The 20835-nt window shown below is 67.9% G+C and carries 20 protein-coding genes and 2 pseudogenes; 12 read left to right on the top strand and 10 right to left on the bottom strand.

The genetic code is table 11. The features are described 5' to 3' along the window. Positions 1–38: 38 nt before the first annotated feature. On the bottom strand, positions 39–1568 hold the full coding sequence (locus tag AB0D27_RS40735; protein ID WP_362519396.1) for an MDR family MFS transporter: 1530 nt from the start codon (positions 1566–1568) through the stop codon (positions 39–41). Between the two features lie 53 nt (positions 1569–1621). Continuing rightward, positions 1622–3064 carry an aldehyde dehydrogenase gene (locus tag AB0D27_RS40730; protein WP_362519393.1) on the bottom strand — a complete coding sequence of 481 codons (1443 nt, stop codon included), beginning with the start codon at positions 3062–3064 and terminating at the stop codon, positions 1622–1624. A 132-nt stretch (positions 3065–3196) separates the two neighbouring features. Between AB0D27_RS40730 and AB0D27_RS40725 the strand changes: the two genes are divergently transcribed. The 4 genes from AB0D27_RS40725 to AB0D27_RS40710 all read left to right on the top strand — a co-directional run bounded on the left by AB0D27_RS40725 (position 3197) and on the right by AB0D27_RS40710 (position 9011). Further along, positions 3197–3754 carry a TetR/AcrR family transcriptional regulator gene (locus AB0D27_RS40725; protein ID WP_362519390.1) on the top strand — a complete coding sequence of 186 codons (558 nt, stop codon included), beginning with the start codon at positions 3197–3199 and terminating at the stop codon, positions 3752–3754. Positions 3755–4429: 675 nt separating this feature from the next. After that, on the top strand, positions 4430–5332 hold the full coding sequence (locus AB0D27_RS40720) for a hypothetical protein (protein WP_362519387.1): 903 nt from the start codon (positions 4430–4432) through the stop codon (positions 5330–5332). Positions 5333–6088: 756 nt separating this feature from the next. Continuing rightward, the gene (locus tag AB0D27_RS40715; RefSeq protein WP_362519384.1) at positions 6089–7888 is read left to right on the top strand and encodes a S8 family serine peptidase; all 1800 of its coding nucleotides are present in this window, start codon (positions 6089–6091) and stop codon (positions 7886–7888) included. Positions 7889–8567: 679 nt separating this feature from the next. Next, the gene (locus tag AB0D27_RS40710; RefSeq protein WP_362519381.1) at positions 8568–9011 is read left to right on the top strand and encodes a hypothetical protein; all 444 of its coding nucleotides are present in this window, start codon (positions 8568–8570) and stop codon (positions 9009–9011) included. An 82-nt stretch (positions 9012–9093) separates the two neighbouring features. Here the strand turns inward: AB0D27_RS40710 and AB0D27_RS40705 are convergent. Continuing rightward, positions 9094–9186: pseudogene (locus AB0D27_RS40705) on the bottom strand (dehydrogenase); the annotation flags it as partial. A gap of 137 nt (positions 9187–9323) precedes the next feature. On the opposite strand from AB0D27_RS40705, the gene AB0D27_RS40700 reads away from it, so the two are divergent. The 5 genes from AB0D27_RS40700 to AB0D27_RS40680 all read left to right on the top strand — a co-directional run bounded on the left by AB0D27_RS40700 (position 9324) and on the right by AB0D27_RS40680 (position 15156). Beyond that, entirely contained in the window at positions 9324–10907 is a 1584-nt protein-coding gene (locus AB0D27_RS40700; RefSeq protein WP_362519378.1) for a hypothetical protein, read from the top strand. Between the two features lie 101 nt (positions 10908–11008). Continuing rightward, positions 11009–12670: an RHS repeat-associated core domain-containing protein gene (locus AB0D27_RS40695; protein ID WP_362519399.1), complete on the top strand. Its 1662-nt coding sequence runs from the start codon at positions 11009–11011 to the stop codon at positions 12668–12670. Further along, complete coding sequence (locus AB0D27_RS40690; protein WP_362519375.1) at positions 12667–13191, top strand: hypothetical protein; 525 nt, start codon at positions 12667–12669, stop codon at positions 13189–13191. The genes AB0D27_RS40695 and AB0D27_RS40690 overlap by 4 nt, the downstream gene beginning before the upstream one ends. A gap of 131 nt (positions 13192–13322) precedes the next feature. After that, positions 13323–13529: a hypothetical protein gene (locus AB0D27_RS40685; protein WP_362519372.1), complete on the top strand. Its 207-nt coding sequence runs from the start codon at positions 13323–13325 to the stop codon at positions 13527–13529. A gap of 181 nt (positions 13530–13710) precedes the next feature. After that, positions 13711–15156, top strand: coding sequence for a transposase (locus AB0D27_RS40680; protein WP_362519369.1), 1446 nt, complete (start codon positions 13711–13713; stop codon positions 15154–15156). A 54-nt stretch (positions 15157–15210) separates the two neighbouring features. Here the strand turns inward: AB0D27_RS40680 and AB0D27_RS40675 are convergent, their stop codons facing one another. Next, entirely contained in the window at positions 15211–15423 is a 213-nt protein-coding gene (locus AB0D27_RS40675; protein ID WP_362519367.1) for a hypothetical protein, read from the bottom strand. A gap of 133 nt (positions 15424–15556) precedes the next feature. Continuing rightward, entirely contained in the window at positions 15557–16219 is a 663-nt protein-coding gene (locus AB0D27_RS40670; protein WP_362519365.1) for a hypothetical protein, read from the bottom strand. A gap of 221 nt (positions 16220–16440) precedes the next feature. Between AB0D27_RS40670 and AB0D27_RS40665 the strand changes: the two genes are divergently transcribed. Next, on the top strand, positions 16441–16953 hold the full coding sequence (locus AB0D27_RS40665) for a hypothetical protein (protein ID WP_362519362.1): 513 nt from the start codon (positions 16441–16443) through the stop codon (positions 16951–16953). A 108-nt stretch (positions 16954–17061) separates the two neighbouring features. Here AB0D27_RS40665 and AB0D27_RS40660 read toward each other — a convergent pair whose 3' ends face one another. Genes AB0D27_RS40660 through AB0D27_RS40645 form a run of 4 tightly spaced genes read right to left on the bottom strand, consistent with a single transcriptional unit; the run spans position 17062 to position 19205 of the window. Further along, positions 17062–17541, bottom strand: coding sequence for a hypothetical protein (locus AB0D27_RS40660; RefSeq protein ID WP_362519360.1), 480 nt, complete (start codon positions 17539–17541; stop codon positions 17062–17064). A gap of 28 nt (positions 17542–17569) precedes the next feature. Then, positions 17570–18421, bottom strand: coding sequence for a helix-turn-helix transcriptional regulator (locus AB0D27_RS40655; protein WP_362519357.1), 852 nt, complete (start codon positions 18419–18421; stop codon positions 17570–17572). Positions 18422–18445: 24 nt separating this feature from the next. Then, positions 18446–18973, bottom strand: coding sequence for a DUF6879 family protein (locus AB0D27_RS40650; protein ID WP_362519354.1), 528 nt, complete (start codon positions 18971–18973; stop codon positions 18446–18448). After that, on the bottom strand, positions 18945–19205 hold the full coding sequence (locus tag AB0D27_RS40645; RefSeq protein ID WP_362519351.1) for a hypothetical protein: 261 nt from the start codon (positions 19203–19205) through the stop codon (positions 18945–18947). The genes AB0D27_RS40650 and AB0D27_RS40645 overlap by 29 nt, the downstream gene beginning before the upstream one ends. A 225-nt stretch (positions 19206–19430) precedes the next feature. On the opposite strand from AB0D27_RS40645, the gene AB0D27_RS40640 reads away from it, so the two are divergent. Then, entirely contained in the window at positions 19431–19628 is a 198-nt protein-coding gene (locus tag AB0D27_RS40640) for a hypothetical protein (protein WP_362519348.1), read from the top strand. Between the two features lie 217 nt (positions 19629–19845). Then, the gene (locus tag AB0D27_RS40635; protein WP_362519346.1) at positions 19846–19989 is read left to right on the top strand and encodes a hypothetical protein; all 144 of its coding nucleotides are present in this window, start codon (positions 19846–19848) and stop codon (positions 19987–19989) included. A 183-nt stretch (positions 19990–20172) separates the two neighbouring features. Here AB0D27_RS40635 and AB0D27_RS40630 read toward each other — a convergent pair. Next, positions 20173–20835, bottom strand: a pseudogene (locus tag AB0D27_RS40630) (hypothetical protein); the annotation flags it as partial.

Here is a 20835-nt window from a genome sequence, read left to right as displayed (position 1 = left end):
GCCCGATGCGTACGCATCGGGCCGCCCCTGCCGCTTGCTCAGTTCGACTGGCGGGGGCGCGCGGTAAGGAACACGGCCAGCAGGGTGCCGACGATGGCGAACGCAGTGATCCACAGGAAGCCGGTGGCGGTGGCGTGGGCGAAGGCGTCGAGGACGGCTTGGCGGGCGATGGGCGGCAGCGAATCGACCGTGTCGGTCTGGGTCGGGTCGATTCCGCTCGGCACGTGGATGCCTCGGTGCGCCGCGTCGTGCAGTCGGTCGGCCAGGCCCACGTTCAGCAGGGTGCCGAAGATCGCGACGCCGAAGGCTGCGCCGGTGGAGCGGGCGAAGGTGACTGCGGCGCTGGCGGCGCCGATGTCCGCTGCGGGGACCGAGTTCTGTACTGCGGTCAGGACGACCATGGGCACCATACCGATGCCGGCGCCGGTGACCAGGAAGTATGCGCTGAGCACGAGGGTGCTTGTGCCGGCGCCGATGGTGGCGAGCAGGAGTAGTCCGACGACGTTGAGGGCCATGCCGGCGATCAGGATCATCCTGACCCGGTCGGGGCGGGCGGTCTGGCGTCCGGCGAGTGTCTGGGTGACGACCAGGCCGCCGACCAGCGGCAGCAGGTGCACGCCGGAGAGGGTGGCCGACACGCCGTGCACCACTTGAAGGTAGGTGGGCAGGTAAATCAGCACGCTGAACATTGCGACGTTCGCCGCGAAGCCGATCAGTGAGCCGAGGACCACGGTGCGCGAGCGCAGCATGGCCGGCGGCAGGATGGGGGCGGAGGCGTGCCGCTCCACCGGCACCAGCAGCGCGCTGAGCGCAACGGCGGCGAATATCAGCCCGGCAATTCGCGGCGAGCCCCAGCCCCAGCGTTCGCCGAAGGAGGTGACCATGACGAGGGCGGTGGCGATGGAGGCTAGGAGGGTCGCGCCGGCGTAGTCGATGCGGGCGGTGGCGGCGCGTGCTGCGTTCGGCAGTACCCGGGCGGCCAGCATCAGGGCGACGGCGCCGACGGGCAGGTTGATCAGGAACGCCCAGCGCCAGGACAGATCGTCGGTGAAGACGCCGCCGAGTAGCGGGCCGATTATGCTGGCCACGCCGTAGACGGAGCCGAACATGCCCTGGTAGCGGCCGCGTTCGGCGGGGGCGACGATGTCGCCGACGAGGGCGAAGGTCAGCACGATCATGCCGCCGCCGCCCACGCCCTGCACCGCGCGGGCCGCGACGAGCTGGGGGAGGTTCTGTGCCAGGCCGCACGCGGCCGAGGCAACCAGGAACAGCGCCGTCGCCGACAGGTACAGGCGCTTGCGGCCGACCATGTCGCCGAGCTTGCCCCACAGCGGAGTGACGGCGGTCGAGGCCAGCAGGTAGGCGGCGCTGACCCAGGCGATGTTCGCGAAGCCGTTGAGGTCGGAGGCGATGCGTGGCAGCGCGGTGGAGACGATGGTCTGATCGAGGGCGGCCAGCAGCACGGCGAGGACCAGAGCGCTCATGGCCTCGGTGACGCCGGGGCGCCTGTCGTGTTCGAGGGGAGTGTGCGGCGCCGCTGCGGGCGCGGGGGTAAGGGCGGTGGACATGGTGGGGCGCGCCTCCAGTCGGGGGCCGCGTGCGGCCCCCTGTCGACGGGTGATCAGATGGTGACGGTCTTGTATTCGAGGTAGGTGTTCAGGCCGGCGAAGCCGTACTCGCGGCCCAGGCCGCTGGCCTTGAAGCCGCCGAACGGGCCGTCGAAGCCGACGGGGGCGCCGTTGATCGTGACGGTGCCGGTGCGAATGCGGCGGGCGATGGCCAGGGCGTGCTGCTCGTCGGCGGACCACACGCCGCCGGACAGGCCATACTCGGAGTCGTTGGCGATGCGCACGGCGTCGTCCTCGTCCTCGTAGGCGATGACGACCAGCACCGGGCCGAAGATCTCCTCCTGGGCGATCCGCATCGCGTTGTCGACGTCCGCGAAGACGGTCGGGGTGACGTAGTAGCCCTGTTCCAGGCCGACCGGCACCTGCGGGCCACCGGTGACCAGGCGTGCGCCTTCCTTGATGCCGACCTCGATGTAGTCGCGCACCCGCTGTTGCTGGTCGCGGCGGATCATCGGGCCGATGAAGGTGTCCGGGTCCTGCGGGTCGCCGACCTTCAGCGACTCGACGACCTGCTTGACGGCGGCGACGACCTCCTCATAGCGCCTGCGCGGGGCGAGGATGCGGGTCTGGGCGATGCACGCCTCGCCGTTGTTGAGCAGGCAGGAGAAGGCCAGGCCGGCTGTGAACTTCGCCAGGTCGGCGTCGGGCAGGACGATGGCGGCAGACTTGCCGCCGAGCTCCAGGCTGACGCGCTTGAGCTGCTGACCAGCGATGGAGGCGATCCGGCGCCCGGCGCCGGTCGAACCGGTGAACGCGATCTTGTCAACGTCGGGGTGGGACACCAGGTGCTCGCTGGTCTCGCGGTCAGCCGGCAGCACGCTGATCGTGCCCGTGGGCAGCCCGCACTCGGCCAGCAGGTCGGCGAGCAGGCCCATGCTCAGGGAGTTCTCCGGTGAGACCTTCAGGATGACCGTGTTGCCGGCCAGCAGCGCCGGAATGATCTTCGCCAGGGAGGCGGAGAACGGCGAGTTCCACGGGATGACGGCGGCCACGACGCCGATCGCCTCGCGGCGCACCACGCTGCGCACGGTGGTCGCGGGGTCGGTGGGAGTCAGGTTCTCCTCCCACGCCAGGTCCTCGGCCGCCTTCAGGTAGGCATTGGCCTGCCGGGTCAGGCTCGGCTGCCCGGCGCGCGTGAACCAGCCGGCGGAGCCGTTCTCCGCGGTGATCACGGCCGCGATTTGCTCGGCGCGGGCCTCGCGTAGGGCGTTCAGGCGGCGCAGCACCGCGATCCGCTCGGCCGGCGGAGTGTTTGGCCAGGTCCCCTCGTCGAAGGCCGCGCGGGCGACGGCCACCGCACGGTCCACGTCGGCCGGCCGGGCCTGGGCGGCGCGCCCGACGAGCGACTCGTCGTGCGGGGACAGGATGTCGAGCAGGTCCGGGCTGCTCGGCTCGGTCCACGTGCCGCCGATGAAAAGCTTGTCGTAGGTGATCATGATCGTCCTCTCGGTCCCGGGGCGAAGGGCTTCGCCAACCGCCTCATCAATGTAGCACTTATATCTGAACATGGCGCAAGGGTGTGGCGATCCGTGGTCTTATCTGCCTCGTAAGTGTGTATACTCGTGACCATGAGAGCCGACGCAGCGCGCAACCTCGAACTTGTCCTGAGCACCGGGGCCCGGATGCTCGCCGACGATGCCTCGGCGAGCATCGCCGCCATCGCAGCGGAGGCGGGCGTCGACCGGCGCACCGTCTACCGGCGCTTCGCCTCCCGCGAAGAACTCCTGGCCGCCGTCTACCAGGCCCGATACGACGCGGTCGAGCACGCCGTTGACGCCGCCAGGCTCGATCAAGCCCCGGTCCCGGTGGCGCTGCACCGCTACGTCGAGGGGATCATCGCGGCCAACCGGAAATGGCCGGTGGAAACCAGCCGTCTGCACGCCGAGGAGACGCTGCGCGAGCGCCGCCAACGCCTGATCGACCAGGTCGACGCCTTCCTGCGGCGTGCGACCGACGAGGGACTGCTGCGCTCCGACCTGCCGCCCGGCTGGGTGGCCGCGCTCCTTCCGCCGCTGATGCGGCACGCCGCCGAGAACCTGCCCGACCTCAGTCCCGCACAGGCCGCCGACGTGGTGGTCGACACGCTGCTGCGCGGAGTTGGCGCCCCCCTGCTCGCGGCAAGGTGAGTCACCGGGGGTGAGTAGGTGACGCTGTCGGGGATCTTGGAGAGTGGGAGCTCGGAGGGCATGGCTGGCAGGCGGATCCTGTCTTCCCGAACAGAGCCTTTTCCGCTGCTCAACTGGGTGTTCGTGGTCTCTGCGGAGTCCAGGATCACGCCCCCTGTAACGGTTTCGCGAAACGCCAGAACTGCCCCCTGTGGTGCTGAAGTGGCGGAGGTGCTTACGTCAACCCGCACCGAGGTGTAGCCCTTGCGGTGTCAGTTCGATCGATCTCTGCTCTGCGTTGTGGATGCTGCTGCGACGGTGAGTCTCCGTCCCACCGGAGGAGACCGAGTTGTGCATTCAGCCCCGTTCCGGCTCCGAGGTGCCGGAGCTGACCGTGAAGGTCGCCCGTGCCAGCAACCCCCACGGCACCACCGCCATGGCCATCCGCGACCATCTCGACGGTCTTTGGCGGGACGAGGACTTCGTCGAGTGGTACCCGCGGGACGGCAAGCCGGGGCTCTCCCCGGCGGAAGCTGCCCTGATTGCTGCTGACTCCAACCACAAGCCGAACAGGGACGCCACGGTCTCGTGTTGCAGCTCGAGACCACCAAGAGCCGGTACCGCCTCGCGGTGCCGGCTCTTTTGCTGCACCCGGTAATGATGACGACACGATCTCAGACCTTTGGGAGGGGAATCGTGGCGAACATCTGGGCCATGCGGCCTGCGCGCCCTGAACGTACGGCGCTACTACCACCCCTCGGCGGAGGCGATCGCCGAAGTCACCAGCCTGCTCGCACCCGCGACTGGACCGAGAAGGGCCTTCTCGACTACCCGCAGCGCCGCCCGGCCGGCAAAGGCCACGGCTCGTGCCCAGCCTTGTACGACGAGAAGCAGCGACACCTCCTGCAGACATTGCTTCACCACCGCAAGCAAGGCGTCGGCATCCGTGCCCTGGCGCAGATCCCCGTCGGCATCTGGATCTACTGGGGCGACGAGTTCATCCGGCTGCGCCAGGTCCGTGCCGCCATGGCGACCTGGGCCGGTGATCCGAGAGCCAGCCTGCGCCAGGCTCGCCAGATCGCCCGGGAGATCCTCCAGCAGTTCGACCACCCTGCTGCCACACCGGCCGCCCGCAAGGCGCTGCTGGACACGTTCACTGACGCCGCCTACACCGGGCGCGTCGACCTGACAGCCCTGGAGTCCGCGGCCCGTACCGTTTTCGAGCCCGGCTTCGGCACGCTTCACCGCGTCGTCGGCCACCTCGGCGCCCCGCTCACTGTCGACTCCCAGATCGGCGTCATCGACGCCCGACTGCGGGCCATCGCGAAACTCACGGCACACGAGTTCAGCGACGACGACTTCAACAACGCCCGCCATGCCCACCTGTTGGGTTACGCCCAGCACGTGCGTGACCAGCCCTCCCTGGCTGCCCAGGAACCGGCCGACCACCCCGGCTTGTACGAGCCGGTCACCCCGGAGAGTGCCCTGAACCAGTCCTGCGACCACCTGCTCACCGCGCTTGGCCTCGGGACCATCTACCCAGAGAGGACCGCCGATTTCGCCCGGTTCCCCACCTCGCAGATCTCCTTCCGCATGTAGGGCGCCACGCGCCTGAGAGCAGCGCGCGATGCTTCTGCTCGCCGTACGTCAGCCACGTGTCCCACCGCTCGCTGTTGGGAAGCCGTCCCATCAGGGCCTCGGCGACCTGCGTAGGGAGAGGGGACCCGTCGTCGCCACGTACTCCTGCCACGGCCGGGCGTTCGGGTTCTGGCACCTACCTACTTGGGGCGGTGCCCGAACGCTTTCCAGCGGGTCGCACTGCCCGACTATCCGATGTGGACGGGTCCGGAGGACTTTCCAGTGCGTTGGTTCTCCGCCCCGGGGCAGTTGCTACGCCAAGACGGCTTGGGCGCCCACAGTTGGCTGCACGCCCGGGGCCGGACCAGGGACGACCTGGAGGCGATCTGTGAGACCGTCCCCGGGCGGTGGGCCCTGGGATACACGGAGTCACTGGATGCCGAACCGCTCCCCTTCTGAACCCTCACGATTCGGGCCTGTCGAGGCGTCACCAACAGATGAGGCTGCGGCGCGGTCCGCTCCACGAGTTGCAGCTGGACGGACGTGGCCGGCACGTCGCCGACGGCCACCAGGGCGCGGTCGACGTCGCCGAGCTCCCAGTGGATCCCGACCCCCCGATGCCCGGAGTACGTCTCTTTTCAGCCATGCCCCTATAACGCCCCTGCACAGAAAGGTACTTCCGTACAGGAGGACCCGTCTGACATCTTGCATCCACCACTCGTTTCGTACGGCCCCGCCGGTGCCCTCAGCACGGCCGGGCCGTCTCCGGAGGACGCTTTGATACCCCACATATCCAGCCGCCCTAGACGCACGCTGGTCCTGGCGGCCACGCTCGGCGCCGCCCTCGCGTTCGGCGCCCCGGGCGCCCTCGCGGGCACGCTCCCCATCGACCCCTCCACCGCGCCAGCCGCCAAGGCCCACGCTCCGGCCGCCGTGCCGGCTTCCCAGAGTGCGACCTGGGTGGCCGGCACGCGTGCCTACCTCGTGATCACCGCCCCCGGTGACAGTTCGGCGGTCCGCTCCGCGATCGCGGCCAACGGCGGCACCGTCTTCTCGAACTTCGACGCCATCGGCGTGATCGTCGCCCACTCGGCGTCCAGCGAATTCGCCGCCACCATGCGCGGCGTCGCCGGCGTGCAGCAGGTCGGCGCCACGCGCACCTCGGACGTCCCGGCCGACGCCTACAACCCGGCGCTCCCGGCCAATCCGGCCCAGGCCTCGACCCCGGCCGGAGAACCGGTCCGGGCCGACATGAGCCAGATCAAGGCCGACCAGGCCTGGGCCGTGAACCCGGGCTCCGCCTCAGTCACAGTCGGCATCCTGGACACCGGTGTGGACGACCAGCACCAGGACCTGGCGCCCAACTTCAACGCGGCCGACTCAGTCTCCTGCGCCTACGGCAAGCCCGACACCCGTGCCGGCGCCTGGCGGGACGTCGACACGCACGGCACCCACGTAGCGGGCACCATCGCCGCGGCCAAGAACGGCAAGGGCGTCGTCGGCGTGGCCCCCGGGGTGAAGATCTCCGCGGTCCGGGTCGCCGAGCCGGGCAACTCCTTCTTCTTCGCCGAGAACACCATCTGCGGCTTCGTCTGGGCCGGTGACCACGGCTTCAAGGTCACCAATAACAGCTACTACACGGACCCGTGGCAGTTCAACTGCCCGGACAACATCGACCAGGCCGCCATCATCGAGGGCGTCAAGCGCGCCCAGGAGTACGCCGAGGGCAAGGGCTCCCTCCAGATCGCCGCCGCGGGCAACGAGAACTACGACCTCGCCCACAAGACGACCGACTCCGCGAGCCCGAACGACTCGACGCCGGTCACCCGCACGATCACCAACGCCTGCCTCGACATCCCGACCGAGCTGCCGGGCGTGGTCACGGTCGCGGCCAACGCCACGGGCGTCACCAAGGCCTCGTTCTCCAACTACGGGCAGGGCGTCATCGACGTCGCGGCGCCGGGCAGCAACGTGTACTCCACCGTCCCCGGCGGCGGCTACGGCAGCAAGAGCGGCACCTCGATGGCCACCCCGCACGTGGTCGGCGTGGCGGCACTCATCGCCAGCGCCAACCCGGGCATCACTCCGGCGCAGATCCGCGCCAAGCTGGCCGCCCAGGCCAACGACATCGCCTGCCCCTCGGACAGCCGCTGCACGGGCACGACGGCCAACAACTCGTTCTTCGGCGAGGGACAGGTCGACGCCCTCAAGGCCGTCGGGACCACCCCGCCGCCCGGCAAGTACTTCGAGAACCTCGCGGACTTCGCCATCAGCGACAACGCGACCGTGGAGAGCCCGATCGCCGTCACCGGCGTGACCGGCAACGCCCCGGCCACCCTCAAGGTGGGTGTGGACATCAAGCACACCTACATCGGTGACCTGAAGGTCGACCTGGTGGCGCCGGACGGCACCGTCTACACGCTGCACAACCACGCCGGCGGCAGCACCGACAACATCGCCCAGACCTACACCGTAAACGCCTCCTCGGAGGTCGCGAACGGCACCTGGAAGCTGCGCGTCAACGACAACGCCGCCTCCGACACAGGCAAGATCGACGCCTGGAACCTGACCTTCTAGCGCAGGGCCCGGCAACGCCCGCGTGCAGCACGCACTGCGCCGGCGACAGCTCCCCGCCCGCGGCCGCGGACAAGGCGGGCTGCGGTCTGTTCGGCCAGGGCTGCGAACTGCTGGGCGGCCGAGGGCATATGGGCCTCGGCGGCGGTGTACGCCGCGGTCGGGGCCACCGTGCCGGAGGCGTCCAGGAAGGCCGCGGACGCCCTGGGGCCGGTGTCCAGCTCACCGTGCGCCTCCCTGAGGAGCTGCAGGGCCGTGTCCGCGCTGACCGTAGGGGCAGCGGGGCCGCGGCTGCGCGCGCTGCGGCCCCGAGGAGTGCCAGCCGGCTCGAGCGGCGGGCCGCCGTCCCGGCCCGGACCGCGGAGGCGGCCTCGCCGCGGGAGGCTCGAGGCCGCCCCAGCTGCTCAGGCCCAGGTGGTAAGGCGTTGGAGTACTGCCGACGCGCCCTCTGTAAATGATGTGGCTGATACATGCTGTTGGGCGCCCTCCCTGTTGGTGCCTCCTACCGATGTGTCCAGAAGGCCGAAGACATCGTTACCAGCCATCCTTCAGGAAGAAGGCCTCATAGGAATTTCCCCGTTGCTACGGTGGATCGGCCACGCGCGCAGGTTGGGGGACTATCCGAAATCCCTTGATTGCCGCTTGATAAGAAACTGGGGGCCCAGTGAAAAGGTTCGACGGGATGAAAAGACGCGTCTTAATCGCTGCCGCCGTCTCCGGGTTCGTGGCCAGTGCCACGCTCGGTGGGTCGGGCACCGCGTCCGCGTCCGCAGACGCGGCCCCGCCTGGCTACTCGGGCCCGTTCCTGGGCGAGTGCAAGGGCCATTGGGTAAAGACCGTTCCCGTGCCGGATGGTATGGGGGAAATCAAGATCTGGTACGACCCCGCGGGTAGCGGCACGTATTGTGCCAAGACCTACGACAACCGGGCGGGTGATCACAACATGGAAGTCCGCCTTCGCCACCAGGAGTGGGCAGCCTCGTGGCACGACACAGGCGTCTACTCTACTTATGCCGGGGGCATCTACGTCTCTCAAGCCGATGACTGGTGCGCCTTTGTCAGCGGGTGGGTAGAGGTCAACGGCACCACGCATTATCGGCCCGAAACTCTGGTCTGCGAGACCTAGGTCGTGTTGTGAAATCGCTGGTCGCAGCGTTTCGTTGAGGACTGTGACCAGCACGGTCGCTTCTGTGGCGGCAAGTGGCTGGTCAGTTCACCAGCAGGTCGATCACTCCCGTCAGGGCCTCCTCGGCCAGGCGGCAGCGCATCAGTTCGAAGTAGGGGCTGAGCAGTTCCGGGCTGTCGACGGTCAAACAATTGGTTCAGGCCGCGATTCCGTGAATCCCCAGGTGAGCACGCGAGTGCGGGAACGTTTCTCGTGGGGATTGCCCCGGTATGGGGGTCGTGGCGATCGAGGATGTGCTGTTTCCCGGGATCGATGTGCGGGTCATGGCGGTGCACGCCGCCGCGCAGGGGGTCGTGGTTCGTCGACCCGAAGAAGAACGCGACCGCGGACACCGGCGACTTCACGTCAAAGACGGACTACGACCTGAACCACCGCCCGGTGAAGGTCACCGACTCGGCCGGCAAGTACACGCAGCAGTCCTACGACAAGGACGGTCTGACCGTCACGAGCACGGACAAGGAGAACAACACCACCACCGTCGTCTACGACGCACGGCGCAAGCAGACCGAGGTCAAGGCCCCCTACGACGGCAGCAAGACGCGTTCGACCAAGTACGAGTACGACCAGGTCGGCAACGTCACCAAGGTCATCACTCCGCGGGGCACGGCGGCCGGCTCGACGGAGGCATTCGCCTCCCGCACCGAGTACGACGCGCTGAACCGCCCCGTCAAGCAGTACCAGCCCTACGACCCGGCGGACGCCCGCTACAACAAGAACAACGTCTACACCCGCACCGACTACGACGAGGTGGGCCGGGTCAAGACGACGTCGCTGCCGCCCTCGGACGGCGAGACGGTCCGCAACGACTCCACCTACGAGTACTACGACAACGGCTGGGTGAAGAAGTCCACCGACCCGTGGTCGATCGTCACCGACTACGACTACACCGACACCGGGAAGCAGAAGGCGCGCACCATCTCGGCCGCGGACGGCTCCTCGAACCGGACCATGACGTGGTCCTACTACCCGGACGGCTCGCTGAAGTCGAGAGCGGACGACGGAGTCCCGGTCGGCCAGAGCGTGGTCCTGACCGACAACTCCGACACTCAGAACACCTCCTCCACCGGCACTTGGGCCAAGGGAGACATCACCGGCCAGCAGGGCTACAACCACGCCACGCACGCGGTCGGTTCGGGCACCGACGCCTTCACATGGACGCTGAACATCCCCGCCGACGGCTCCTACACGGCATACGTGAAGTACCCGAAGGTGACCGGTGCCACCACGAGCGCGAAGTACACGCTCACCCACGGCACCACCAGCGAGACGCCCGTCACCAAGGACCAGACGGCGAACACCGGCACCTGGGTCAGCCTGGGCACCTACACCCTCAAGCAGGGCGAGGACAGCAAGCTCAAGCTCGACCAGTCCAGCACGGGCATCGCGGTCGCCGACGGCGTCAAACTGGTCCGCAACAACTCCGGTGACACGGACAACGAGAAGAAGAACTTCGCCTACACCTACGACCTCAACGGCAACCTGACCTCCATCGACGACACCTCGTCCGGAGCGAAGATCGACGCCTACACGGTCACCTACACCGGCCTCAACCAGGTCCAGAAGGTGGTCGAAGGGCTCGCCGGTCAGGAGAAGAAGGCCACGTCGTACACCTACGACGCCGCCGGTCAGCCGGACACGATCACCCACCCCGACCAGTACTCGAAGTACACCTACGACCTGCGCGAATGGTCAAGACCGTCTCGGTCGGCAAGACCGCGGACGACGCCGCCCCGAAGGTCACGTCCTACACGTACACCGACCGCGGTCAGAAGCTCCAGGAGACCAAGGGCAACAAGAACACCGTCGACTACACCTACTACGCCGACGGATCGCTGAAGACGTCGACGGAGGAGAAGCCCGACGGCACGACGCTTGTCGCCTCGCACACCTACGCCTACGACCCCAACGCGAACAAGGCGCAGGACGTCGCGAAGAAGATGAACGCCGACAACCACGGCGCCTATCTCTCCTCGACCACGGACTACACCTACGACCCCGCCGACCGGCTCGCCAAGAGTGTCAAGACCGGCACGGGCGCGGGCACGGAGTCGTACGTCCACGACGACAACGCCAACGTCATCAGCCAGGCCGTCAAGAACGTCACCACCAACTACAACTACGACCGCAACCGCCTTCAGTCGGCCACGGTGGCCGGCGGCCCCACGGCGAACTACACCTACGACCCCTTCGGCCGGGCGGAGTCCACGACCAGCGGCGGGAAGGTCATCGAGCGGAGCGTGTACGACGGCTTCGACCACGTCGTCGAGTCCCAGAAGGCCGACGACGCGGGTGCGTTGAAGTCGACGAAATACACCTTCGACCCACTGGACCGCACCGCCTCCAAGACGGCCGACGGCAAGACCACGGACTTCAACTACCTCGGTATGTCGGGGGAGGTGCTGGACGAGAAGGTCGGCAGCGAGCTGACCAAGTCCTACCAGTACAGCCCGTGGGGCGAACGCCTCTCCCAGATCAAGCACAACACGGACGGGACGAGTGAGGACGGCTACTACGGCTACAACAACCACGCTGACGTCGAAACGCTGACCGACAAGAGCGGCGACACCAAGGCCACCTACGGCTACACCGCCTACGGCAACAGCGACGATTCGGAATTCACCGGAATCGACAAGCCCGACACCAACGACCCCACCAAGGAGGACTACAACCCCTACCGGTTCAACGCCAAGCGCTGGGACGCCGGCTCCGGCACGTACGACATGGGCTTCCGCGACTACGACCCGGGCTTGAACCGCTTCACCACCCGGGACATGTACAACGGCGCACTCGCCGACATGGGGCTCGGAACCGACACGTACACCGGAAACCGGTATGCCTTCACCGGCGGCAATCCCATCAACCGCGTTGAGATCGACGGGCACGACTCCTGGTTCACCGACGTTCTCGAAAAGGGCGAAGAGACTCTCGCCAAGGCGGCCACCGCGGCGGCCGAGAGCCAGGCCAGTCGGAGCATTTGGGATACGGCGAAGACTGCAGGCAAGCGGAATCTGGTGGGCGCGGCAGTCAGCACGGTCATAGATATCTGGAACGGAGACGACCCGCTCCACGCCCTCGCATGTTCCGCTGGATGCAGACAGATGAACACCCGCTCCTTGACGGATCGCATCAGGTGCAGTTCCCAGCCGAGAGAAGAGCGGTACATGTATTTTCCGCTCATGAACGGGAACGCTACAGGGGCGACAGCCCTTATGTGTCCCAGCGACCTCAAGCCTCCGAACTCGCGCAGCACAGAAGATGTGTTCACTCCGCAGGGGTTCCCCGTCGGCGTGAAAGACGCAAATGGCGACTACCTCTTTAACCGGTCTCACATCATCGGAGACAGATTCCACGGGGCAAACATTCCGGAAAACATCTTCACGGGTTACCGACGCTTCAATGTGAGCGGAATGAAAACGTGCGAGAACAGGATGGCGGAAGCCCTCGCCACGGAACCTGTCACATACGGTGCAGTCCTGGAGTACGGTGATCCGAACAACGCGGACCGGCCGACTGCGATCACCATGACGGCATCCACGCCGACCCGTAAACAGTTCAGTGTGCGGATAGAAAACAAGAACGCAAATGGCGGTGGCTGTTGAGTATCGAATCCCTAGAGGCTGCACTGCCAGGGCTGGTGGCGCAGCGTCTCGAAGTTCCACGACGCATCAACTGGCAGGTGGTCTTCGACGGCTTGAGGACTGGGCTGCCAGACGACTACATCGCTTTGGCGGAGTGGTACCCTCGGCTGGAGATCGGGCAATTCCTCACTGTGACGTCGCCGGCCCCAGGAGGCGAAACAGGATACGTCGAGGCGCAGAAAGAGGATCTCGCCGGTGCCGAGGATATGGCGCAGAAGGGAATGCTCGGTGGCTACCCTGCGTTTCCGGAATCGGGAGGGTTGCTGCGGTGGGGCGGCTCGATAGACGGGGACGAGTTCCACTGGCGTACAGAAGGGCAGCCCAACGAATGGACAGTCGTTGTGGCTGGGCGGAATGACGACTGGTTCCACTACGAGGGCAGCCTCTCGAGCTATCTCGCCTGGTTGTGCTCTGGGACGGCCGAACCGCATGGGCTCCCTCCGAACTTTCCGGGGCCCGAACCCGTGGTTTCCGTCGGATAAGAGTGCTCGAAATGCTCAGGGACCCTTGAGCGCAAGGGTTGACCCATAGCGGATGATTGCGTCGGGGCCTGCTTCCGTCAGGAGGCGGGCCCCGACTGCGTCAGGCTGGTCCGCTCCGCCTCCGGTGGCCCGTGACCAGACCGCGTACTCCGTTCGGCCGCCAGGAGTCCGTCACCTCAAACGGAACGGTCATCGAGCGGAGCGTGTACGACGGCTTCGACCACGTCGTGGAGTCCCAGAAGAGGGACGACACCGGCACGATGAAGTCCACCACGTACACCTTCGACCCGCTGGAGCGCACTGCCTCGAAGACGGCGGCGGGCAAGACAACGGACTGACTCTGTTGGCGATCTTGTGAGGGGTGCTGACGCGACGTCTGTTCTGCGGTTCGCTGGAGTGAGGCGGGGTGGTGTCTCGGGGAAGGGCCCGGGGATGTCGTTGCGGCCGAGGAGTTATCAGCGGATTCCGACGCGGACGGTGCTGACAGCGTGGGCGGCGTGTCCGAAGGGGGCACCGGCGATGCTGATGCGGGACCGGTTGGACGTGGTGTTCGAGGACGAGGACTTCGCGGACCTGTACCCGCGTGATGGGCGCCCTGGTCTGTCGCCTGGGCAGTTGGCGCTGGTCAGCGTGTTGCAGATCGCGGAGAACCTGTCCGACCGCGCTGCCGCAAATGCGGTCCGCACTCGGATCGACTGGAAATACGCCCTCGGCATGAAGTTGGACGATCCCGGGTTCGATCACTCGGTGCTGTGCGAGTTCCGGGCCCGGCTGACCGAGGGGAATGCGGCCGACCGGTTGCTGCAGGTGATGCTGAACCGGCTGGTCGAAGCCGGCCTGCTCAAGGCCGGAGGCCGCCAGCGCACCGATGCCACACACGTGCTGGCCGCCGTCCGCAGGCTCAGCCGCCTGGAGTTGGCCGGCGAGAGCCTGCGGGCTGCACTCGAGCAACTCGCCCAAGCAGCCCCGGACTGGCTGCTGCCGCTGGTGGAACCGGAGTGGGACAAGCGCTACGGGCGCAAGGTCGAGATCGGCAAGGTCCCTGGCGGGAAGGCCGGAGTCACCGCCCTGGCCGAGGCTTTCGGCCGGGACGGATGCAAAGTCCTGGCCGCCGCCTGGGCGCCCGACGCCCCGCCCCGGCTGCGCGCGTTGCCGCAGGTGGAGATCCTGCGCCGGGTGTGGGTGCACCACTACTACTGGGATGCACGCGGACGCCTGCGCTGGCGCGACGGCCACGCTCTGCCTCCGGCGTCGCTGTGTCCCGTCGGGCGGTCGCCGGTCCTGCCTCCGCACGCGCCTCCGTATGACCCGCGAGGAACGCCACGCGCTCCTCGGCCCCGAGGTCGTCGCCTGGATCCACGAACGCGTCAAGGCCGCGCCCGAGCCGCCCCCCGAGCTCGTCGAAGAGCTTCGGCGAATCCTCACCCGGCCTGCGGGCAGTGTCGTGAAGCCGAAGGCGCCGACGGAGCATGGATCGCAGCGAACATGACGGCTGTCGCCTGTGAAGGAGGCGCGCTCGTATGGCCGCGCGCCCCCCTTGAGTACCCATCGTGGTCAAACCCCATGACCCGACTGCATATTTCGTCGACACTCGCTCCACCTCACCAAGGCAAGGAGCGCCCCATGGCCAGCAACCCCTACTTCAACCAGCCGTTAACGCCGGCTCGGCCCCGCATGTTCGACACCGCGCGCGCCAAGGTGATCTGGATCCTCGTCCCGATCGTCAGCGCCGGCCTGGCCGCGGCCGTCCCGTTCGTCGTCGCCGCGGTGAAGGGAGTAGTGAAGCCCTGGCTCGCCGTCACATACGCCGTGGGAGAGATCGCCATCTTCGGGACCGCAATCGCGATCAGCCCCGACCCGAACGACCCGAACCCGGTGCCCGGGTTCCTCATGGTGATGCTGATCATTACGGCAGCGACACACACGGCGCTGCTCGACAACGACAAGATCAGCATCGGGAAGTAGCCGCCCTGTAAGTCCAGCGCCCGCCCTCACGGCCGAGGGTGGGCGCTCGCGCGTTCACGACCACACGTCGGGCCCGCCGCCCCGCCACTCGATCAGCCCGGACGCCGCTACGTACTCCTCCTCGACGTCCTCGATCCCCGCGCGGCGCAGGAACTCGGCGACGTCCCGCAGCCCGTACGCCCGGCCGAGGATCTCGTCGTCAACCCGCACACGCCGGCCACCTGTCTCGTCGGGCGGGTACACGATCACGGGCATTACTGAGGCCATGCCGTCAGCCTCTCCCACCCGGGGGACGCCCGCACCTGCGCCCCCGAGAGACGTGCCAGGGGCGTGCCATCTGACCGGGAAACCCGCAGGTCAGGTGCACCGAACCGCATCCCCTATGCGGTTTGGGGTTGGCTCACGCGCCTGTGTGCCGCGTCAGGCATGTGAAGTACACCTCGCCGACCCACTCGGATTGCTCGGCGAAGCTCAGCACGGCCGCCCGCGCGGGCGGTTCGCAAGACGGCACCTCCGAGGAGAACGAGCCCCCGCCGTCGGGGGTGTAGGACAGCAGGTCCGCACACTGGTACGCGGGCGCGTTTGCCAGGAGGATTGCGTCCCTCACGCCTCCGCTGTCCGACCCGGTGTAGACGAGGCAGTACGCCGTGCTCGGGTCACCTCCCGTTGCCGGGGCTTGGACGATGCGTATCTGTTCGAGCTGCGGCTGTGCGGCCACCGTCAGGGACTCGCTCGGCGACGGGCTGGCCGAAGGTGTGACGAGCGGGGCGCCGGCGGTCGGCGAGCTCGGTGGCGTCCTGACCGACGCAGACGATTCGGCTGGCGGCCTGGCGTCCGGACGGGGCCCTCGGCCGTCCGCGAGTTCGGCCGCTCCCGCCCCGACCAGCGCGCCAATCACTGCGACCGGCACGGCTACCGCACCCGCGGTGAGCCAGAACCGGCGGCGATGCGGCGCGGCCGCGGGCCGCCGGATGATCGGGATGTTGTCGAGCGTGTCGCCGTTGTGGAAGCGGATGAGGTCTTCCTCGTTGGGGCGCGGCGGGCGCTGTGGTCTGTCAGGCATTGTCCCCCCAGTGACGTGCATGCGTGCGAGGTGAAGTGTTGCGTGCCTGAGCTGCGGTCGCGGAGGAATCGAGGAACTGAAACCGGACGGACGATGGAGGGCGCGAGGCCAGCGCCCGAAGCCCGTTTCCCCACCCAGGGTCACGACACGGCCACACGCCCCACACGGCGCCTTCACGCAGCGCATGATGCCCTCTCAGCACACATGCCCTTGGGGGGACCATGACGAACGAACTTCCGCCGCAGCCCGACACCCCGCCGCAGCCCGCCGAACCACCGGCCGTACCCGCCCCTGGGATGACGAAGAGACGCCTCAGTCCGCTCGCCGCTGGCCTCCTCGGCCTCGCGCTCGGTGCTGGCATCGTGGGCGGCATCTGGGCCATCACCGCCAACAACGGGCCCAGTGGATCCGAAGCCTTCACCCTGGAAGGTAGCTTCACGCTCACCAAGGACGCCGTCCCAGCAGACGACGACTGCTCAGCCAGCTACGACAGCGGCTACGACGACATCTCCGAGGGCGCCAGCGTCACCGTGTACGGCGCATCCGGCGACGTCATCGCCACCGGTGAACTCGGCGACAGCAGCTACAAGGACTACATGTGCAGCTTCGACATCGCCGTGCCCGACGTACCGAAGGGTGAGAAGTTCTACAAGGTGGAGGTCTCCCACCGCGGCACCGTTCAGCTCACCGCCAAGGAAGCCGAGAATGGGAAACTCGCTGCCAGCCTGGGGTAGGCAACGGTGACCTTCACCCAGTGGCAGGGCCGGTTTCGGGTGGGGCTGGTGGTGTCGCCTCTGATGATCTGAAACCGGGCCGCCGTTGTCAGACCCGCCCGGCAGTCCTCACGAGGGCGGCAGGCTGGAGAAGATGTTCGCCGCCAGGCCGACCACCACACCGACGCCCAGGACGATCGGCCCGCGGTAGCTCTCCCAAAAGGACTGCTGCGAGCCTCCGATGTACGTGCGGAGTTTCTTGAACTGGTCGTCGGTGGTCTGCTCGGCAGCCTGCAGCGCACCCTGAAAACGGGTCGTCAGACGCTCCGTCACCTTCCCCTCGCGCCGGTCCAGTTCAGCGCGCAGCCCGCGCCGCCACGCCTCCAGATCCTCGATGCGCTGCTCAAGCGTGGGAACTCCCACCGTTCCCTCGGCGGTCATCGTCACCGAGCCGAGGGTGGCGTGCGCCGAGCCGTACACAGTGCGCGGAAATTCCAGATACGACGCCAGACGGCGCCGTGCGGAACGGATGTCCTTCACAGTCCAGACGATGCCCCAGATCTCCAGGGCGGCGGCGGTCACAGCGAGGGTCACAGCGGCGGCGGTCATGACGGGGAGGGTAAGTCCACCACCCGGGTCACCGCAGCGCGTCGATGGCCTTCACGATCAGGGCGCGCGCGTCGGCGCCGTACACGGCCATACGGCGCAGCCGCTCGAACGTCTCCAGGTACTGGGAGATCTCCCCAGGCTGTGTCACGTTCACCTCGGCGGACACCAGCTCCACCGATACGAGCCGGTCGTCGTAGACGTGGAACGTCTCCTCGGGCCAGTGTGAGCGTCGGGCTGCCATCGGGATGATGCCGAGAGAGACGGCGGGTAGCGCGCCCGCGGTGAGGAGGTATCCGAGCTGCGCGGCCATCGCGTCCTGGTCGGCCACCTGGCAGTACAGCACCGGCTCTTCAACGACCACGACGAACCGGTGCCCTTGTTCGTGGACGATGCGCGAGCGCTCGATCCTGGCCCGGGCGGCCTCCGCGCTGTCGTCCACAGGCAGATCGTGGATACCCGCTGCCATGCCGAGGACGGCGAGCGCGTAGCCCTCCGTCTGAAGCAGGCCGGGCACGAGGCTCGAGGAGTACATCCGGAAGCACTCCGTCTCACGGGAAATCCGCGTGCGGCTCTCCTGGATGTGCCGCAGCCCGGAGCGGACCTGGTCGCGCCACTGCCGGTACATCGACTCAGCATTGATGGACTGCACGACGAGGTCCTGCGCCTGGTCCTCGGCGTGGGTAGCGGCGCACCAGCGGCGGATGTCGGTCGCCGAGGGGCCGGTGAGGGCGTTCTCGATGCGCGAGGTCTTGGAGTAGTGCCAGCCGCACGCGGCAGCCAACTGCACGACCGTCAGGCCGGCTTCCCTGCGGAGGTCGCGCAGCCGACGGGCGACGGCTTCACGCGCGGCCTGGGCAGACGAGGAAGGCGAGGCGGGCATGGGCTGGCTGCCGGTGCTTTCTGGTCAGCGGATCTGGTACTGGTCGTGAGGGATGGCCCGGTTCCAGACGGCGTCGAACGCCTCCGAGCACAGTTTCGCGGCGGCCGGGTCCTCGGAGACCTCGTGGCCGACCACGGCCCCGTCTCCGGAGAAGTAGCCCCACCGGATCACCTGGTCGTCGAACAGCCAGAAGTCGTTGCCGGGCAGTGCGATATCCGAGGCGCGTCGGCGCGGGAGCCAGCGCACCTCTTCGCCCGCGTGCACGTTGACGCCAGTTGAGGCGTGCTCGTAGCGGATGTACTCGGTGACCGGCTCGGACACGATGCGGGCGCGCCGCACCGAGACGCCGCGCGCGATGGCCTGCGAGACGAGGCTGACCCAGGGCTCCCAGTCCGGGGAGCTGGGGTCGGTGTCGAGGCGGCCGGTTTCAAGCCAGGCCTGGAAGTCTTCGGCCTCCGCGGCGGTGCCGTACTGGTCCCGCATTTCGAGGTGCACGGCGGATCGTGTGCATCCGCCGATGAGTTCAGCGATCGTCGGAACGGTCGACGGCATCGCACGCCTCCCTGATCATGTGCACCATCCTGGCGGGGATACGGATCACGGCCTCGTCCGCCGGGATTCCGACAGCGTGGCCCGGCACCTCGAAGGCCGCGCACTCTGCCTCAAGTTCGGGGCTTGGCTTCCAGCCCTGGAAGACGAGTTCCTGCTTCTCCTGGTCGATCCAGACGGTGGGCGAGTCTGATGTCTTCGTCTCGGGGTCGATCCCGATGAACCGTAGCGGCATGCCTGTCTCCGTCCACGCGATGTGCAGTCCTTTGCGCCACAGTCATGCAGGCGGGCGAGTCGGTCAAGGGCGCGAACGCGACAGTCCCTTTGGTAGGGACGTCATGCTGCAAAGATCTGCACATTGCTGGCAGTGCTGCACATCACGCTCCTAGCGTCGGGAGGCACAACAAACCCCGGCGGCCGCGCGAACGGCCCCGGGCGTGGCCGACTGGTTGGAGTCAACGTGCTGAAGCCCACGCAGACCGCGGACACCACGAACACCCCCAGCGGATACGGCTGGTGCGCGTGGCACCAGAACTACGCCCGGGGAGTTCGGCTGATCGAGGCGCAGGAACAGGGCTCCGGGCCCCGCGGCAACGCGTTTGCCTGCCGCTCCTGCCGTGAGGCCTACGACCTGGTGCCGCTCGCCGACCGCCCATGATCTGGACGCCGAAGCCGCCGCACGTCACCCGGCTGACGCGTGCCCAGTACTCCGGCTGGAACTGCTGCTGGTGCGGTACCCCGCTGACGAACGGGGCGAGATCCGCCGGACGGGCCCCCGGCAACAGCGGCGCACATGACCTGAGCGTCGAGGTGTACGAGTGCGGGCCGCGGTGCCCCGCACGCCCCCGGCGCCCCTCACAGACAGGAGAGATCCCGTGAGCACGTCCACCCTTCCCGGCGCCCGAGGCCGCGTCTCTGGCTACTGCTGGACCGAGCACCCGCGCGGCGGTCTGCACTGCTGCCTCCCCATGGGGCGCAGCGGGAAGTACTACCACCCGTACAGCAAGACCAACTTCTAGACCCCGCTACCGGCGCGCCGCCGATCGCACCGGTAGCGGGATGAGCGTGGCCGTCCCCCGCGTCCCCCGTCGGGGGCCGCCGCCGTAGGAACGCCCGCCCGTCCTCTGCACCCCAGGCTCAACAAGAGGGCGGGCGGGTCAGCACGAGCACGACGGCACGGAGACCGCCTCTCCGCGAACAGATCACCAGATCCTCTGGAGGTCAGTGATGGACAAGACCAACCTGTACAAGATGCCCGCAACAGACGCCCCGGCGAAGGAGTGGTGCGGCGGCAACCTCGGCGGCGACAACGAGACCTGCGTGACCACCGGGCCGAGCAGGGTGATGCCGTGCACCCGAGCGGCCCGTTCGATGTGTGCCGGGGTGGTGTAGCCGGCATCGACGACGTGCTCGCAGGGCAGTAACTCCCGCTTGGCCAGGTCGTCATGAATGGTCGCGGTCATCTCGACGTCCTGCACGGTGGAGTGCGTCGTGGCCACGTGGACCACCAGCTCGGGGCGCTGTTCGTCGCAGGACTCGGTCAGATGGACGCGGTAGCCGCTCCAAGCGGTGTCCCGTTTGACGCAGTAGTGCGTATCGGTGTCGTAGGGGGAGTCGAAGCGCAGGTGAGCCGGGGGCAGGGCGTGCCCGTCCCGCCAGCGCAGGCGCCCACGGGCGTCCCAGAAGTAGTGCTGGACCCACGCCTGGCGGAGGATCTCCACCTGCGGCAATAGCCGCAGGTGAGGCGGGGCGGAGGCGGCCCACGCGGCAGTGAGGATCTTCTGGCCGTCCCGGCCGGTCTGCTCGGCCCGCTCGGTCACCGCCGCTTTCCCACCCGGCAGCTTGCCGATCTCGATCCGGCGCCC

The sequence above is a fragment of the Streptomyces sp. NPDC048415 genome (assembly GCF_040651675.1).
In the GTDB taxonomy this organism is placed as follows: Bacteria; Actinomycetota; Actinomycetes; order Streptomycetales; family Streptomycetaceae; genus Streptomyces.
Note: the sequence above shows the minus strand (reverse complement) of the source record. Positions and strands in the feature narration are given on the sequence as shown.